The following is a 17,955-nucleotide window of genomic DNA, read 5'->3' on the forward strand; positions in this document are numbered from 1 at the left end:
TATCTCCTAATTGAAATTAAGAAATAGCTTAATCGGTTTGATGAGCTATTGGCAGGTGCACTTTGCTAGACGCTTACCTCTAAATTAGTGTTCTGAGAAAATATACCAATAAAATGAACGGGATCTTTTCCTCTAGCATCAGAAAGAAATTCAATACCAGGCAAAACTGTAATGCTCTCTTTTTCACCAAGTTCTTTCAATTCACGATATCTATCAATATCAATAATATGGTGGTCTGTAATCGCAAATACTGAAATTGAATTTCGCTTCATTTCCTGAATTATTTCAGCGTTGGAAATTGTCTTGTCTTTATAGTCATATGATGAAGGAGTATGAAAATGTAAATCCCATCTATTCCATTCTGAACCTTTGCTTTCCATCTTGCTTCCTTCAAATAATATAGATGATCAAACTACTACCGTAGTGACTTAGCATATAACGCCCACATAAAAGGCGAGCGTTAGCGAGTCCAGCCCGCGCTTTTTGCGGGCGATTTTTAATGTGCTTGTTATAAGACATTTTGATGCCACTCTGACTTACTTATTTTATATAGTACATGCTCACACTGTGGATGCGAAGCTTCAATATTTGGATGCATGAAATTTTGACCGCTGTTACACATACCAATTTTTTGCATGACTGCCATAGAACGTACATTGGCCACAGTAGTAAACGAGACAACCTCACTTAAATTTAATTTGTTAAAAGCATATTCGAGTGCTTTTTCAGCAGCTTCTGTTGCGTACCCTTTACCCCAATATTGTTTTGATAACCGCCACCCAATTTCTACGCATGGCGAAAACGGCATATTGTCTTTGGGGATATGCAAGCCGACAAACCCAATAAACCTATGTTGATTTGGAATTTCCAGCGCCCACAACCCCCAACCCCGACCTTCGATCAAGGCCTGAATCTTTTTTGCCATTTCATAACTTTCTGATTGCGTCTGAAGCTTTGGGAAAAACTCCATAACATCCTTGTCGCTGCACATTTCTGCGAAAGGAAGAAAGTCGTCTTCTGCCCACTGACGAAGCAGCAATCTTTCCGTTTTCAACATTTTTCAACTATGCCTTATAACAATTTAATAGTGCGCTCATCGCGCATATTTCTGCCAACGATACGCTCATGTATTTTATAAATCATTTTTACCAAATAACTTAACACATTGCTATATATAATTTTTATTAGCATTCAAACTCTCAATAAAAGACAAAATGCGCTCGTCGCTCATTTTCTTGAATATGGGAGCAGCACAACTATACTGTATATAAATACAGTTATATTGTTGGTGGTAATATGAAAACACGCTCTCCATTTTTAAATTATATAGCCGATTATATGTTGGTACGTCAGTATTCATTACGCACCGTAGATACTTACCTAAGATGGATTGCATCTTATATCCATTTTCATAATAAACGCCATCCCGCCTCAATGGGGGACAATGAAGTCGAACGCTACTTAGAACATTTAGTGTTAAAGCAAAACGTTGCACCACGTACGCAAGCCACCGCACTCAATTCATTGTCATTTTTATACAAGCACATAATAAAAAAAGAACTCTCATTAAATTTAAATTTTGCCCGTAGTAAAAAACAAGCAAAGCTCCCTGTAGTGATGACCCCAGAGGAAGTTAAAATGTTGATGGCTCATTTAAATAAGCGCTATTATTTAATTGCAGCCCTTATGTATGGAAGTGGCTTAAGAGTAATGGAAGCGGTGCAATTAAGAGTAAAAGATATTGATTTTGATTATAAATGCATTCAAGTATGGAATGGAAAAGGTAATAAACACCGCATTGTTACGCTGGCCACAGAGCTAATTCCTATGCTGAGAAATCAAATTTTGAACGTTGATGACTATTTAAAACTGGATTTAAATAATACGGAATATTCTGGCGTATGGATGCCATATGCTTTAACAAAAAAATATCCAAGTGCCGCAAAATCGCTTGCGTGGCAATATTTATTTCCTTCTCATATATTAAGTTCAGATCCTCAAAGTGGTGAAATAAGGCGACATCATTTTCATCACTCTTGTATTAGAAAAGAGATTAAAAAAGCCGTCCAAAAATCAGGGTTAACAAAAATAATAACACCTCATACATTGAGACACTCTTTTGCTACTCATCTACTGCAAAGTGGCGCTGATATCCGCACATTACAAACACAGCTAGGTCACAGCGATGTGCGTACAACACAAATAATACCCGCTGTATTGAATTAGTGAGCAATTATAGCGATAGATAAATAGCTCAATAACAAGGCAAAAACTTGGTTATATAGTTTATCTATATGAGAAGTTTTTAACGCAGTTAATGAGCTATTTAGAACGCTAAAATGTTCAACGTTTTAATTCAGTGGGTATGCTACCCATGTACTACAGCAAGGTGCTAACGGGGTTGTTAGCCCTTTTTCAAGATTATAAGCGTCTCTTTTTAATCCTCTACACATACATATTCACTTTCAAACCAATACCGTCATCTATTTCTACTTTAAAAAACACATAAAAAAGCCCCGCTTGTTTTTACACAAGCGGGGCCCCACACTAATTCTTTTCAAAAATAAAAGCGCCGATACTGCGGGCGCTTTGCATCATTGAATTTAATTTTATTGGTTAACTACGCTTTTAAGCGGGTTAATTGGCTGTGCGTTATCATCTAGTATGTTCATATCAAAATCGAACTCATCTACACGAATCGCCTTTTCACGTTTGATGTTGTAATCAATTAACTGAACGTGTTCAGCTTGGGTAATTACGTTCGCCGCTAGTGCGTTATCAAGCGTAATGTTAAAACGTGCACCTGGTTTAATTACTTTAGCACGTAGTGCTTTTTTAACTTTAGCCAGCTCGCCAAGTGATGCCATTTTAGCTTTGTAAGCTTGCTCATTAATATGATGGCCATCGCCCACTACTGGTTTAACTAAATGCGTGATTTGCGCTTTAAATGCGGTATCTAGCTGAGCTTGCTTAGCTAGTTCGCGGATTAAATCGTCGCTAATTTTTGGCATTTTAGTTGAGTAGTTCATTGTAATGAAACGAATAAACTTACGTGTACCACTTGCAGGGAAGTTATCTAAAAACTTATGCAATGCTTCTTCAGCACTTTGTAGTGCAAAACGAGTCGCGTAATGGAAATACGGCGCTGCTTGCTCACGGTCACTACTTGATACTTTTTGCTCGTAGTATTTAATTGATGCCATAGCTGCATATAAGAAGCTCATTACATCACCTAAACGTGCCGATAGCATTTCTGCTTGTTTTAACTTACCACCAAGTACAAGTAACGAAAAGTCTGCGTACACTGCAAGTTTTGCAGATAATTTATGTACTGCTTTTTCGTAGTCACGTACTTCTGGTAATTCAGAATTAGCACTTGCTGTAAATGGTAAAACACCAAGGCGGAAAGCACGTAAGCTGTTTGCTGTGCTGTAGCCAATTGTTTTACGTAAAATGCCGTTAAATTCTTTATCTGCGCCTTTGTCTTCACTGTGAATTGACTCAACCATAGATTGTAAATATGGGTGACAACGCATAACACCTTGACCAAAGATCATTAGGTTACGTGTAAGAATGTTCGCGCCTTCTACCGTAATGGCAATCGGCTGTGCAACATAACCACTTGCTAATGTATTTTGTGGACCATTTTGAATCGCTTTACCTGCTTGAATATCCATTGCTGAATCAAGTACGTCGCGACCAAGCTCTGTCATATGGTATTTAGCGATTGCGGTTACTACTGATGGTTTTAAACCCATGCCTAAGCCTTCAGTTGTAAGTACGCGCATTGCTTCTTGTAGGTATGTTTTACCTGCAATGTCGGCTAGTTTTTCTTGAATACCTTCAAACTGACCAATGGCTAAACCAAACTGTTCACGCACTGCTGCGTATTCAGATGCTGATTTAAATGCAACTTGTGCTGTACTAACACCTAGCGCAGGTAATGAAATACCACGGCCAGCACCTAAACAGCTAACCAGCATTTGCCAACCACGGCCGATGTTTTTCTGTCCACCAATAACAAAATCCATTGGTACAAATACTTTGTTACCACGTGTAGTACCGTTGTAAAAACGAATACCCATTGGGTCGTGACGATTACCAAGCTCTACACCTGGGTGCTCTTTAGGAATAAGTGCACAGGTAATGCCTAGGTTTTCTTTACCACCTAGCAGACCATCAGGGTCAACTACTTTAAATGCTAAACCAAGTACGGTAGCAATAGGTGCAAGTGTAATGTAGCGCTTGTCCCAGGTAATTTCTAAACCAAGGACTTCTTCGCCGTTGTACATACCTTTAGTTACTTTACCAACATCAGGAATACCACCTGCATCAGAACCCGCTTCTGGGCTTGTTAATGCAAAACATGGAATGTCTGTACCATTTGCTAGGCGTGGTAAGTAATGTGCTTGTTGTTCTTGCGTACCAAAGTGAAGTAATAACTCACCTGGACCTAACGAGTTAGGAACCATTACGGTTACCGCAACTGCTGAGCTTTTAGTCGCAATTGTGCCAACAATGGTAGAGTTTGCATAAGGGCTAAACTCTAAACCACCAAACGACTTAGGAATGATAAGCGAGAAAAAACGCTCTTTTTTCAAAAATTCTAAGATGTCATTTGGTAAATGAATGCCGTTTTGAATCACTGAATCGTCAATCATGCCCAATAACTCTTTTACTGGACCGTCTAAGAATGCTTGCTCGTCTGCGCTTAATGTAGCAGCAGGTACGTCGCGAAGTGCACTGAAATCAGGTTTACCTTGGTAGATAGAACCTTCAAGCCATACATCACCCGCGTCTAGCGCTTCTTGTTCTGTGATAGAAATACTTGGTAATACTTTTTTTAGTTTTGTACGTAAACTCATGATTGAACTCATCCGACCAGCTAATAATACCTACATTACGTCATAAAAAATCGTTTAGATCAATTACTCTATTCAATTAATTAACAGTTTTTTCAATTTATTTTCTTTACCTGAACGTAAACTGTTGAAACACAAAGGCTTACAGTTGTACGCTGAAAAAAAGTATTTTGACTAAAATGATGAATAAAACAGCAAAAGCTCTAGGGTCTGTTGATTTTTGCGGATTAAAATTTGTTCAAATTAGGGGCTATTTAATCGCGGCGCGAGGTTTGTAACCTAGTGGGCTAAGTAAAAACCGAGCAACAAAGAGTAAATAGCCCCTAGGAAGAACCCTTTGGGCAGCGCCTGTTTGGCATTAATGCTACGTTATCGCCCATTTATGGGGAATAACCACACTACATAGGCTCTGCCTTGCCTAAATACCAAACAGACTGCTGCAAATTCAACCTTGAAAGATCAACAGACCCTAGCGCTGTATCTATTTTTTGATGGGCATAAAAAAACGCAGCACAAATAGGCTACGTTTTTATTCAATTTGTAGAGGCTACATTATCAGTTAATCTAGCTAAAACTACTTAAATTTAAATCAAATTGTATAAGCGCTTCACTTAGCAACTTTAACAATTTGCTTGCCGGTAAAACCACCAGCAAGTTGTTTATTAAGCGCTTGCGATACTGACTCAGCACTAAAGTCTACGGGCGTTATTTCTGGGTGTTTAATGTCGCCACTAACAGCTCCTTCAAGTAACAGGTTGCCCATAAAGCTCAAGCGTTGTTGTGCACATAAACTATTAGCAAGCCATGCACCACCAATCGATACAACGCTAATATTTGGCGCTCGGTGATACATTAAGTCTTGATCAAAACAAGGGAGTGGATTTAAGCAGGCAATACGTCCGCAAAAACGCATTAACTCAATATTACGCTGAGTACACTCACCACCTATCGTATCAATAACCGCATCAAAGCCTTGCGGACCAAGTTCTCTGCGGATTTTTTCGCATAGCTTTTTATCGCTATAGTCAAAAACCACATCAGCGCCTAGTTGCTTAACCAATTTATGGTTACGCTTTGATGCGGTGGTAAATACATCTGCGCCACGCTGTTTTGCATATTGAATAGCAAACTGCCCTACCGCTCCGGCTCCGCCTTCAATAAAAATAGTATCGCCTTCACTAATACCTATTTTATCTAAGCTGATAAGTGCTGCCATACCGGAGCATGGAAGTGTAGCTGCAATGGCGGGATTTAAACCGCTTGGCACAACCGACACTGCAAAGTTAGGTACTTTGGTGTATTCGCTCAAAGCACCTTGCTCACCAATGTTGGCATGCCACATAACCCGCTCGCCAACATTTGGAAACACACCTTTATTAGCTTTAACCACAACACCTACGGCATCTAAGCCTAAAATGTGTGGATACTGCCATTTACAAAAGCCTGTTTTAGCAAATTGACCATCAACTGGATTTAAACCAACGTACTCTACTTTTACAAGCAGCTCGTTATCTGCACAGTCTGGAACAGGCAGCTCAGCATCCGCTAAGTTAATTGCTTCATTTGGTTCTGGCAGTACAATAGCGCGCATCGTTTGCGGGATAATGTATTCATGTAAATTTTCAGTATTTGGCATCAATATAACTCTACTTATTAGTGTCGTTTAACGCATAACTCCATTGGCCATTAAATGACTGGTAAGCATTTACTTTGGCAAGCAGTGAAGAAATTGTTGTTTCAACAGCATTTTCTTGCGCTATTAAAACATCCTGACGCGCATCTAACAACTCAAGGTAAGGAATTTGGCCTTCTTCATACATTGCTTGTGCTTGTAAAAATGCTTTATTAGCAAAGTCATAGCGTTCATCGGCAAAGCGTTTTTGCTGTGCTTGATTGACCAACAATTGCAGTGAAAGTTCACTTTCACTTAGTGCAGTTAATACCACTTGTTGATAATCGCTGTAAGCGGCTTCACTTAAAAACTGCTGCGCGTCGCGCTGTGCTAATAATGCTGGGTAGCTTAATAACGACCATTGTAACTGCGGTGCTACTTGCCACTGCTGATCGGTATTTTTTAAGCCTGTGCTGTCTATACTCACAACACCTGCAAATGCAGATAAGCTAATATCTGGTAATAACGCTTTGCTAGCTGCAACACTTAAACTATTTGCTTGGCTAAAGTCAAACAGGGCACGGCTAATATCAGGACGTAAGGCAATGGCATTATTAGCGTTTTTTAGTGCAACGCTAAAGTCACGTTCAAGCACGCTTTGCTCGTTTTCAATAGCAATATTTTGCGCTAGCTTACCGCTTAGTACTGCAAGAGCAGATAAATCGCTGTATTTTGCATACTCAATGGCAGGCATTAGTGCTTGTTGCTGCCTAAGCTGCGCCATAGTACGGTTTAAATCAAGCTCGTTTGCAACACCTTCGTCAACACGGGCTTGAAGAACGTCAATACTTTGCTCAAGCGCTTCAATTTGAAGTGCTACAATGTGTTGCTTTTCAACATTGCCTTGATAACTTACAAAGCCTTTAACAACTGACGATACTACTTCAATTTGTAATAAGCGTACTTGCTCTGCTTGGCTCATGGCCGATGCATTTGCAGCATCAACCAACGCTGTTATGCGACCAAATAAATCTAGCTGCCAATCAAGTGCAACGTTTGCACTTGATTGACGGTCATAAACGCTTGGTGCATCGCTTCGAGCCGCGCCAACATTTACGCCACCTTGTGGTAGGTATTGGGCTTTTTGCTCTCCTAATCGTGCTAATGCACTTTTAAGTGTTAACTGGCTTGTTTGCAAATTATAGTTATTTGCAAGCGCACCAGTAACAAGCTCATTTAGTTGATCAGAATTAAGCTTTTTCCACCAGTTTGTTTCATCAGCAACGCTAACGTTACTAGCAATATTAGCTTTAGCAACAAATTCGTTAACAGCTTTTTGCTCGCTCATGGTGTCTATTTTACTCGCGCACCCGGCTAAAAACGCAGCGACTAATACCGCACTGACAGTTAGACTTGTTTTAAGTCTTTTTTGCATTAATTTAGTCATGAGTATTCTCCTGCGCTTTCTCTTTTTTGTTAGTCACTAACATATAAAATACCGGCGTGAATAATAGACCAAACACGGTTACACCTATCATGCCTGAGAATACGGCGTTACCCATTGCGTGTCGCATTTCGGCGCCCGCACCGGTGGCAAGTACTAACGGTACAACACCTGCTGTAAATGCAATTGACGTCATTAATATTGGGCGCAAGCGCATACGACATGCCTCAAGTATTGCCTCTAAGTGCGATAAGCCTGAGTCGTGTCTATCTTTTGCAAACTCAACCATCAATATCGCATTTTTAGAAGCCAACGCGACCAGAACTATGAGCGCTATTTGGGTGAATATGTTGTTGTCAGAGCCAACAAACCACACACCTAACAAGGCTGAGAAGATAGTCATTGGTACAATTAATATAATTGCCAGTGGTAAACGTAAGCTCTCGTACTGCGCTGCAAGTACCATAAATACAAGTAATACAACTAACGGGAATACATAAACCATGGTGTTACCGGCAAGTACTTGTTGGTACGTTACTTCAGTCCACTCATATTCAATACCTGTTGGTAGTGTGTCTGCGAGTACTTTTTCAATAGCAACTTGTGCTTGATCAGAACTATAACCTGGCGCTGGGCTACCATTTAGTTCTGCACTTGGGTAACCGTTATAATGCATAACACGGTCAGGACCAATTGTTGGTGTTACTGTTAATACAGAGCCTAATGGCACCATATTACCTGAGCGATTACGTACTTTTAAATTAAGTATTTGATCAGGATCTAAGCGGTAGTCAGCATCAGCCTGTGCATTTACTTGGTACGTACGGCCAAACATATTAAAGTCATTTACGTACACAGAGCCTAAGTAAATTTGCAGTGCATTAAATACTTCATCAAGTGGAATACCTTGAATAAGCGCTTGTTCACGGTCAATATCAATATCCATTTGTGGAACTTGGATACGGAAACTTGAGTACAGGCCCATTAATGCAGGGTCTTGTTGCGCTTTACCAATAACAGCTTGCAGGCTATTAAATAGTGCTTCAAACCCTTTATTAGCTCTGTCTTCTATTTGCAGTTTAAAACCACCTGTAGTGCCTAAACCTTGAATTGGCGGCGGTGGAAATACCGCTACAAATGCCTCATCAATGGCAGCAAAACGTTTATTCAACTGCGCCGCTATCGCCATCGCTGATTGGCTCGGATCGGTACGTTTGTCAAAGCTCTCAAGTGGTGTAAATACAATGCCGCTGTTAGGGCTGTTTGTAAAACCGTTCACTGATAAGCCAGGAAAAGCAACAGTATGTGCAACGCCTGGGACTTCTAATGCAATTTGCTGCATTTGAGCAAGTACGTCTTCAGTACGATCAAGGCTTGATGCGTCAGGTAACTGCGCAATAGCCACTAAATACTGTTTATCTTGCTGTGGAATAAAGCCACCTGGTACGGTATCAAATAACTTAATTGTGCCGCCAACAAGTGCAATGTAAGCCACCATTACAACAACGGTCATACGAATTAGTTTTTGTACCAGTTTTTCGTACCCTTTAGCACCACGATTAAATACGCGGTTAAATGGTTTAAACAACCAACGTCCAAACAATTTATTAAGTAAACGCGTGAACGCATCTGGTTTTGCATCGTGTGATTTTAATAACAATGCAGCAAGCGCAGGCGATAACGTTAATGAGTTAAACGCTGAGATAATCGTCGAAATTGTAATTGTAAGTGCAAATTGCTTATAAAATTGACCTGATAAACCGGTAATAAACGCAGTAGGAATAAATACGGCACTTAGTACTAGCGCAATGGCAATAATAGGGCCTGTTACTTCGCTCATTGCAACGCGGGTTGCTTCAAGTGGCGATAAGCCTTTTTCAATATTACGCTCTACGTTTTCAACAACTACAATCGCATCATCTACAACTATACCTATGGCCAATACTAAGCCAAACAACGACAAGGTATTAATTGATACACCTAACCACTGCATTACGGCAAATGTACCAATAAGTGAAATAGGCACAGCAATTAGCGGAATAATAGATGCACGCCACGTTTGTAAAAATACAATAACAACAATAACCACCAGTACAATTGCTTCAAGCAAAGTGGCAATTACCGCGTCAATTGAGCCGCGAACGAATACCGTAGGGTCGTACACAATGTCGTATTCAACACCAGTAGGGAAATCTTTAGATAAGCGCGCCATTGTTTCGCGTACTTGATCAGAAAGCTCAATAGCGTTTGAACCTGGACGTTGAAATATTGGCATTGCAAGGGCTGGTTGGTTATCAAGCTCTGCACGCAGGGCGTAAGTGTCTTGACCTAGATCAACACGGGCTATATCAGATAAACGCGTTAACTGACCTTCGTCGCCTACTTTAATAATAACTTGTTCAAATTCTTCAATACTGTTTAAACGACCTTTAACGTTTAACAATATTTGAAATTGACTGTCGTTTGAAATTGGTTGCGCACCTAAGCTACCTGCAGCAACTTGCTGGTTTTGCGAGCGAAGTGCTGTTACTACATCTGTTGCTGTTAATTCGCGTGCAGCAAGTGCATCTGGGTTTAGCCATACTCGCATTGAGTATTTGCCAGCACCAAACATGCGAATATCACCTACGCCTGGTAAGCGCGCAATTTCATCTTTAATGTTTAAATCAGCATAGTTAGATAAGTAAGCTGTGTCGTGCGTTTTTTCAGGTGAGTATAAATGCACTACCATGGTTAAATCGGGTGATGACTTTTCAGCCACAACACCTAAACGCTGTACTTCTTCTGGCAAACGCGGAAGTGCACTGTTTACACGGTTTTGTACTTGTACTTGAGCACGGTCTAAATCGGTACCTAACGCAAAAGTTACCGTTAGTGTCATACGGCCATCACTAGTACCTTGCGAAAACATATACAACATGTTTTCAGTGCCGTTAATTTCTTGCTCCAGCGGTGTTGCCACTGTTTGCGCAATAACGGTAGGGTTAGCACCTGGGTAGTTGGCGGTAACAACAACTGTTGGAGGAACTACTTCTGGGTATTCACTTACTGGTAATTGGAATAGTGATATGCCACCAGCAATTAAAATAACCAACGACAGCATAGCCGCAAATATTGGGCGCTGTATAAAGAAATGCGAAAATTTCATCAATAAACCTTATTGCTTAGCCACAAGTTGTGCGTTGTCGTTTGACAATGTAAATGCCACACCGCTTGTATCAATTGTTACTGTTTGAGGAGAGATTGGCATACCAGGACCTACGCGAGCAGGACCATTTACAGCAATTACATCACCTTCGTTAAGGCCTGAAGTAACCGCACGTAATGCACCGTAACGTTCACCAATAGTAATTAGTTTGTATTCAAGTACGTTGTTTTCGCCAACGGTTAGTACAAAGCGATTTTTTAAGTCAGTACCAATTGCACGTTCTGGGATAATAATAGCGTCGCTAATAGAATTGGCTGCAAGCTTGATACGTGCAAACGAGCCTGCGCGTAATTGGTTGTTGTCTTCATTAAATACCGCACGTACACGTAATGTGCCCGTTGATGAATTAATTTGGTTATCAATAAAGTTAATGTAGCCTTTGTATGCAAAATCAATTTGACCGACTTTTTGCATTACAACAGTTTGGTGGCTCGCAGCAGTAACATCATTAAAAGAGCTATTCCATGTGCGCTCATCAACATCAAAGTAAGCGTACATAGCTTGGTTTGAAACAATCGATGTTAATACGCTTTGACCCGCAAGTACGTTATTACCTTTAGTAATATTTGCACGAGAAATAATGCCATCAATTGGTGATACTACTGACGTAAACTCTAAATCAAGTTCTGCTGAGGTAAGTTGTGCTTGCAGTGCAGAAAGCTGTGCTTCGCGTTGGCGCAGTGTTGAAGTACGCGCTTGTGCTTGCTCTGTAGAGATTGCCTTACGGTCTAATAAGCGTACCGCACGTTTGTCTTCACTTTTAGCTTGTTCAAGTGCGGCTTCTGCACTTTTAATTTGCGCTTTCAAGCTTGCAACAACCGCTGCAAATGGGCGAGCATCTAATTGAAATAAAACATCGCCTTGCTTAACCACGTCGCCTTCTTTAAATTCAATGCTATCGATGATTCCTGATACACGCGGCATTAAAGCAACTTCTTGTGGAGACTCTAAACGAGTTGTATATGTGTGCCAGCTCTGTACCGGCTTAACAAGCACCTGTGCTACATCAATTGGTTGAAGTTGCTGTGCAGGTGCTGATTGAGCTGTGCTCTCATCAGCACAACCCGCAAGTGTTAAAGATGCCGCAGTAAGTGCAGCAGCAATTAGATGTTTGTTCATGAAGACGCTCCATTGTTGATTAGCCTCGCATAATACGGATTAAACCCGTGTGTAAAAACCATAGATTTTTAAATTCATTAATGCCAAAATGGCATCAATAGATTAGTTAAGGTGTAATAATGGATACAACAAGTCGACTTTTAATGTTACTTGAAGTAGTTGAGCAAGGCTCTTTTGCTAAAGCTGCAGAAATACGCAACATAGATCGCTCTGTTATATCTAAACAAATTAGCCGTTTAGAGGATGAGTTAGGCGTTAGGTTACTTAACCGAACTACCCGTTCATTTTCGCTCACAGCGGCAGGCGCCGAAATGATCAAAAAAGCCGCAGAGCTTAGAGAGCTGCTCGGCGAAACCGTGCGCATGGCTGAAAACTACCATTTAGAGCCGCGCGGCGTTTTAAAAATCACTTCATCAACACTTATTGGTCGTCGTTATTTACAACCTGTACTTAATGATTTTCAAAAACGCTTTCCGCAAGTAGAAGTTGAACTGCGTTTAGACGATAGATTAGTAGACATAGTCTCTGAAGGATTTGATTTGGCTTTTCGTGTAGGAGAGCCTAAAGACTCGTCACTTATTGCACGTAAAATAGCGCGTAATCGATTATTAATTTTAGCTGCGCCACAGTTTATTGAAACTTATGGTATGCCAAAAACAATGGAAGAGTTAGCGAAATTACCAGCAGCAAGCTATGCCAGTAACTCTATTCGAGTAGAAGCAATTGATTATTACGATAGTAAAGGTGAGCGCTGCGAGCAAAAAATAAAAAGTGTGTTTCGTGCTAATGATGCCGAGTCATTGTTAATGAAAACATTATCGGGTACAACTTACTTTGTCGCCCCTGCATTTATTATTGGTGATGAAATAATACAAGGTAAGTTAGTGCCTTTATTGACCGATGTAAAACTGATGGAGTTTAGCGCGATGTATGCCGTATATCCGCATCGAGATTTACCAGTAAGAACCCGATTATTTTTTGATGCTGTACGCGAGCATTTAGGAAAAGATAAACCGATTTGGGAAAACGGGATCCCTAACTTTGAACAAATGTACTAAGTAGCACGACTTACGCAACGACTGCCTGGTAATCATTTTCTTTTTTAAACTTACAATACACTTTATTGCGACCAAATTGCTTTGCTTTGTATAACTGTTTATCAGCTTGGTTTACAAAGCTTTCCAATGAATTGGTACTTTTAAATTTTGCGACACCAATACTGGTTGTAACATTGATTGCAAGGCCTTCAATGTCGAATGTGGTACTTTCAAAACGTGCTCTTATTTGTTCAGCGGTATTAAGTGCAGCCTCTTCATTTTCAAAAGAGCTAAATAAAGCAAACTCTTCACCGCCGACTCTAAATACATACCCTCTAGCGAGTATAACTCTTAGTAAAGTGGCCACTTCGATAAGTACTTGGTCACCGACACCATGGCCATGCTCATCATTTATCTGCTTAAAAAAGTCTAAATCGAGTAAAAACAAATATAACTGTGACTTATCTTGTAGTTCTACTTCAAAGTAGTGGTTCATTGAAAGGCGATTACCTGCACCCGTTAATGGGTCAAGTAACGCTAAATTTTTAAGTCGCCTTGAAAAGTGTGAGCGGCTCCCTTCAAAAACATGAGAAATCGCCCAAATACTTAAATAAGCACAGAGTAGATTAAGGGATAAGTTAAAAGTTTCAAAGGGGGCAAGTGTAGACTGACTACCTAAAATAAACACTTGGATCACTAATAAATTTGCAGAGAAAATTACACCATATTGTTTACCCAATAGTAGGTAGTACAAAATAGGTAATGCAAACGACCATACATACACACCGTTACGAGGCGACGCCAAAGATGTACCCAAAATAACGATGAATGTGATAAGTGCGCACATTACAACGGATTGCCAAAACTGTAATGGGCGGCGTATAAGTGTAATGTAAGTAAATATACAATAAATGGAAAAACAGATTTCGATATAGCCAAGCAATGGAAAGTTATTTACAGTTAAATTAAATCCCGCAAATCCAACCGATAAAACACCAAAACAAAGGCACATTCCTCTTAGAACGTCCTTTCTTAATGATTTAGTGCTATTAAGGGCTGCGATATCCATTCTAATCACTTAATAAAAATAAAAAGTAAGTTTAACGTGAAAATACAATTTAACAAGCTTTGTTGCTCTAAAACCATGTAAACACACCCTTTTATTGGTGATTTAGGGACACGTTTGGTGTTTTTGTTTACAAATTAGCTCTAAAAATTAACCACCTAACATAGATAAATTAGTGGTGATGCCCGTATTACCTTGATGCAAAAGATGAGTTGGCTTTTTAGTTTTAATATAACGAGATAACAATGCCATTAATTCACTATTCGAACTGTCGTTCATATATTCTCTTAGCGAAATACCCTCTTCAGAAAACAAACACAAGTGCAGATTTCCTTTTGCTGTAACCCTTAGTCGATTACAGGTACTACAAAAATCATTGCTGTAAGGCATTATTAAACCAATTCTGCCTTGATAATCAGGATGCGCAAACTCTTGAGCAGGACCTGCTGATGCACTTCGAGCAACTTGCTGCCAGCCCGTTTGTAGTAGCTGAGTTTTTAAAACTTGCCCAGATACATGGTTAGCATCAAAAAAGGCTTTGTTGTCGTTTGTTTGCATCAATTCTATAAAGCGGATAGTAACGGGGCGGTGTTTAACCCAATTTAAAAATGTATCAAACTCTTTTGCGTTGTATTGCTTCATCAGCACGCTGTTTATTTTTACCGAATCAATACCCGTTTCAAGCGCAGTATCAATACCTTTCATTACTGAGGTAAATTTGTCATGCCCAGTAATGGTGTTAAACATGCGCGAATCTAAGCTATCAATGCTTACATTAATGGCGTTTAAGCCTGCATCTACCCAGTCATGAATATTCTTATGAAGAGAAAAACCATTGGTAGTCATTGCAATTTTTTTTATGCCCGCAACATCTTTTGCCGCGCGAACAACATCTATAAAGTCTTTTCTAAGGGTTGGCTCTCCGCCAGTGATCCTTACTTTTTCAATACCATGGTGTGCAAACGCTTTAAGCGTATTGCTAATTTCATCAATTGTGAGAAAGCCACGGTCATGACCGCCCTGATAACCATCTGGTAAACAATAAACACACTTAAAATTACATACATCAGTAATAGACAAACGTAAGTAACTAAACTCTCGCCCTGTTGGGTCGATTAGCATAAATAAACCTTAACTAATATCAACACGTAATAACAACCTAATACCAATTTGCACTAATACTTAATCGTTTAATTAAGCAAACTGGTATAAACAACGCTACCTATTGATACATAAATAATAATTACATAAATATATTTAATAACTTAAAGGGGCAGCCTAAAGCATACCCCTTTAATTATTTTGTTTTACGCTTCTAAGCCTTTTTTAAGTTCGCTTGGCTTCATTGGTAGGTCACGTAAACGCACGCCTACAGCATTAAACACTGCATTACCAATAGCAGGAGCAACTCCGATCACCCCAGGCTCACCTAAACCAACTGGAAACTCATCGCTTTGTAAAAACTCGATGTCCATATCTGGCACATCTTGCATTCTTAGCGGTAAATAAGTATTAAAGTTAGTCGCAGATACTTGCCCATCTTTATACGTATTTGATTCATGCAATGCAAGGCTGCTGCCCCATAGTAACGACCCTTCAATTTGCGCCAGTGCGCCATCTGGGTGAACTATTAAGCCCGCATCTACAACAACATAAAGCTTTTTAAGCGTTATTTTACCACTATCACGGTTAACGTGAACATGCGCTGCGGTTGCAAGCCATGCTGGCATAGTACGTTCTTGCCCTGAGCTTACAGAAAAACCAATGCCTTCGTCTTTCGCTAATTTTACAGAAGCTACTTTGTCAGACACCGTTTTAAGCACATTACGTAAGCGCAGTGCTCCGCCAACGCTCTCAGGTGCTTTACCCGCTTGCTTGCCTTTACCATCTAACATTTCAATTCTAAATTGAACAGGATCTTTGCCTTGCTTATGGGCAATTTCATCAATAAACGACTCAAGACTCCATGCAATCCAGCCTGGCCCTACTGAACGTAACCAACCTGGAGTAAAGGTGCTTTGCGCAACTTCGTTATTAATAGCGCGTGCACGATGACTGCTCATGCTGTACCAATGATCAGCGCCCGATGCCGAAAATGCATCAAATTTACCTTTGCCATCAACACCCGGTGATAAAAACCCTGGTGCCATAGCTTTAGTAGGCCAACCAGCAGCAAATGCATGTTCCATTCCTGTGAATGTACCATTTTTATCAAACGACGCCGTCATTTTTGCAGCTGATGCTGAGCGAGACTGATCGAATAAACTATCGTCTGCTCGTGTAAATACCAGTTTTACTGGTTTACCTACTGCTTTTGCAGTTAGAGCTGCAGGTACAGTCCAGTCACCAAATAATCGACGACCAAAACCACCACCTAAATAGTAAGGACGAATAATTACTTTGTTTTGTTCTATTTCGAGTGCTTTAGCAAGCGCAGGTAACGTAAGTGACTGCCACTGGTTACCGGTATGAATAATCCAATTTCCGTCTTTAAATTCTGCAACCGCATTTAATGGCTCTAGCTGATAATGACTCGCTGTCGCTGTGGTATACATTGATTCTAACGACTCACTGGCGTCTGCTTGGGTTTTCTTTATATCGCCTTCATCAACAAACAAAGTACCCGAGTCGCGTTGCTCGCATAATCGCTTACCTTCTTTTTGAATATCAGCTTCAGATATATTTGCTGACTCACCCTTTTTGTAACTCACCTTTAAAGCATCTACTGCTTTAATGGCACTTGGGTAACTATCAGCTAATACAACAACCCAGCCTTGCACTGTGTTACTAGGGTCATTTAAAATTTCATAGCCTTTGTAACCTTTAATAGCTTTTGCTGCACTATCGTCAACGTTTGTTACTGTGCTGCCATAACGAGTTGGTGGAATAACTGGACGCGCGTACAGCATGCCTTCAACTTCTACATCTATCCCATATACTGCTGTACCATTTGTTTTGGCTGGTATATCAAGCGCTTTAAAGTCTTGTTTAAGCCCAGTTAAATGACGTTTATTAGCCGGTTTTAGTGGAAGGTTTGCAACTTCATCACTGGTAAATGTACGATTAAACTCGCCTTTTTTAACTATGTCTGCGTAACTAACCGATTTTTCGCCTGCAATAATATAGCCCTTTTCAGCACGACATTTGTCTGCAGGCACGCCGAGCATTTTAGCTCCGGCTTCTATTAATGCAATTCGACCCGCAGCGCCGGCTTGAGATAATGGCTTGAAGCTTTGAAATACAGACCACGAACCACCCGTTACCATAAAGCCCCATTTTTCATGAGTATCTACATAGGTAATTGATACTTTATCCCAATCACATTCAAGCTCATCAGCCACAATGCGCGCAAGAGCAGTACCGATATGTTGACCCATTTCAGCTTTAGCAATACTCACTTCTACGGCGCCGTCGGTGCTCATAGTCCACCAAATAGTGGGTGAAAAAGCCTGTTGCGCAATTGATTCTTTTGCACTGAGCGAACCCGAAAATAACGCAGGGGCAAACGCCATGACTAAGCCTGCGCTAGCAGTGCCAATCATAAACGAGCGACGATTTAAATTAACGGTTTCGCTATTTTTTTGAAATAATTTTTTCATTATTGGCT

11 protein-coding genes and 1 pseudogene are annotated in these 17,955 nt (G+C 40.3%); 2 read left to right on the plus strand and 10 right to left on the minus strand.

All coding sequences use genetic code 11. The features are described from left to right. Window positions 1-77 precede the first annotated feature (77 nt). Window positions 78-380, minus strand: a pseudogene (locus tag QMA08_RS08175) (PHP domain-containing protein); the annotation flags it as partial. Between the two features lie 128 nt (window positions 381-508). Continuing rightward, window positions 509-1,057, minus strand: coding sequence for a GNAT family N-acetyltransferase (locus QMA08_RS08180; protein ID WP_290174161.1), 549 nt, complete (start codon window positions 1,055-1,057; stop codon window positions 509-511). Window positions 1,058-1,296: 239 nt separating this feature from the next. On the opposite strand from QMA08_RS08180, the gene QMA08_RS08185 reads away from it, so the two are divergent. Further along, on the plus strand, window positions 1,297-2,226 hold the full coding sequence (locus QMA08_RS08185; protein ID WP_290174162.1) for an integron integrase: 930 nt from the start codon (window positions 1,297-1,299) through the stop codon (window positions 2,224-2,226). A gap of 383 nt (window positions 2,227-2,609) precedes the next feature. Here QMA08_RS08185 and QMA08_RS08190 read toward each other — a convergent pair whose 3' ends face one another. The 5 genes from QMA08_RS08190 to QMA08_RS08210 form a co-directional block, all read right to left on the minus strand. Then, window positions 2,610-4,865 (minus strand): acyl-CoA dehydrogenase, encoded by a 2,256-nt coding sequence (locus QMA08_RS08190; RefSeq protein ID WP_149603631.1) that lies wholly within the window; start codon window positions 4,863-4,865, stop codon window positions 2,610-2,612. Window positions 4,866-5,469: 604 nt separating this feature from the next. Continuing rightward, entirely contained in the window at window positions 5,470-6,498 is a 1,029-nt protein-coding gene (locus QMA08_RS08195) for a zinc-binding dehydrogenase (RefSeq protein WP_290174163.1), read from the minus strand. 10 nt (window positions 6,499-6,508) lie between these two features. Continuing rightward, a complete protein-coding gene (locus QMA08_RS08200; RefSeq protein ID WP_193226861.1) occupies window positions 6,509-7,921 on the minus strand; it encodes a TolC family protein in 1,413 nt (470 codons plus the stop codon). Then, complete coding sequence (locus tag QMA08_RS08205; protein WP_002958688.1) at window positions 7,914-11,066, minus strand: multidrug efflux RND transporter permease subunit; 3,153 nt, start codon at window positions 11,064-11,066, stop codon at window positions 7,914-7,916. The genes QMA08_RS08200 and QMA08_RS08205 overlap by 8 nt, the downstream gene beginning before the upstream one ends. A gap of 9 nt (window positions 11,067-11,075) precedes the next feature. Next, complete coding sequence (locus QMA08_RS08210; RefSeq protein WP_290174164.1) at window positions 11,076-12,245, minus strand: efflux RND transporter periplasmic adaptor subunit; 1,170 nt, start codon at window positions 12,243-12,245, stop codon at window positions 11,076-11,078. A gap of 119 nt (window positions 12,246-12,364) precedes the next feature. On the opposite strand from QMA08_RS08210, the gene QMA08_RS08215 reads away from it, so the two are divergent. Then, a complete protein-coding gene (locus QMA08_RS08215) occupies window positions 12,365-13,303 on the plus strand; it encodes a LysR family transcriptional regulator (RefSeq protein WP_002958690.1) in 939 nt (312 codons plus the stop codon). 10 nt (window positions 13,304-13,313) lie between these two features. On the opposite strand, the gene QMA08_RS08220 is transcribed toward QMA08_RS08215, so the two are convergent. The 3 genes from QMA08_RS08220 to QMA08_RS08230 all read right to left on the minus strand — a co-directional run bounded on the left by QMA08_RS08220 (window position 13,314) and on the right by QMA08_RS08230 (window position 17,947). Next, on the minus strand, window positions 13,314-14,351 hold the full coding sequence (locus QMA08_RS08220; protein WP_290174165.1) for a GGDEF domain-containing protein: 1,038 nt from the start codon (window positions 14,349-14,351) through the stop codon (window positions 13,314-13,316). Window positions 14,352-14,498: 147 nt separating this feature from the next. Next, window positions 14,499-15,470, minus strand: a complete 972-nt coding sequence (gene moaA, locus QMA08_RS08225) for a GTP 3',8-cyclase MoaA (protein WP_007582018.1) — start codon at window positions 15,468-15,470, stop codon at window positions 14,499-14,501. 185 nt (window positions 15,471-15,655) lie between these two features. Then, the gene (locus QMA08_RS08230; RefSeq protein ID WP_290174166.1) at window positions 15,656-17,947 is read right to left on the minus strand and encodes a molybdopterin cofactor-binding domain-containing protein; all 2,292 of its coding nucleotides are present in this window, start codon (window positions 17,945-17,947) and stop codon (window positions 15,656-15,658) included. Window positions 17,948-17,955: the final 8 nt, after the last annotated feature.

Origin of the sequence: Pseudoalteromonas sp. APC 3355 (assembly GCF_030407615.1) — a bacterium.
GTDB lineage: Bacteria > Pseudomonadota > Gammaproteobacteria > Enterobacterales > Alteromonadaceae > Pseudoalteromonas > Pseudoalteromonas distincta.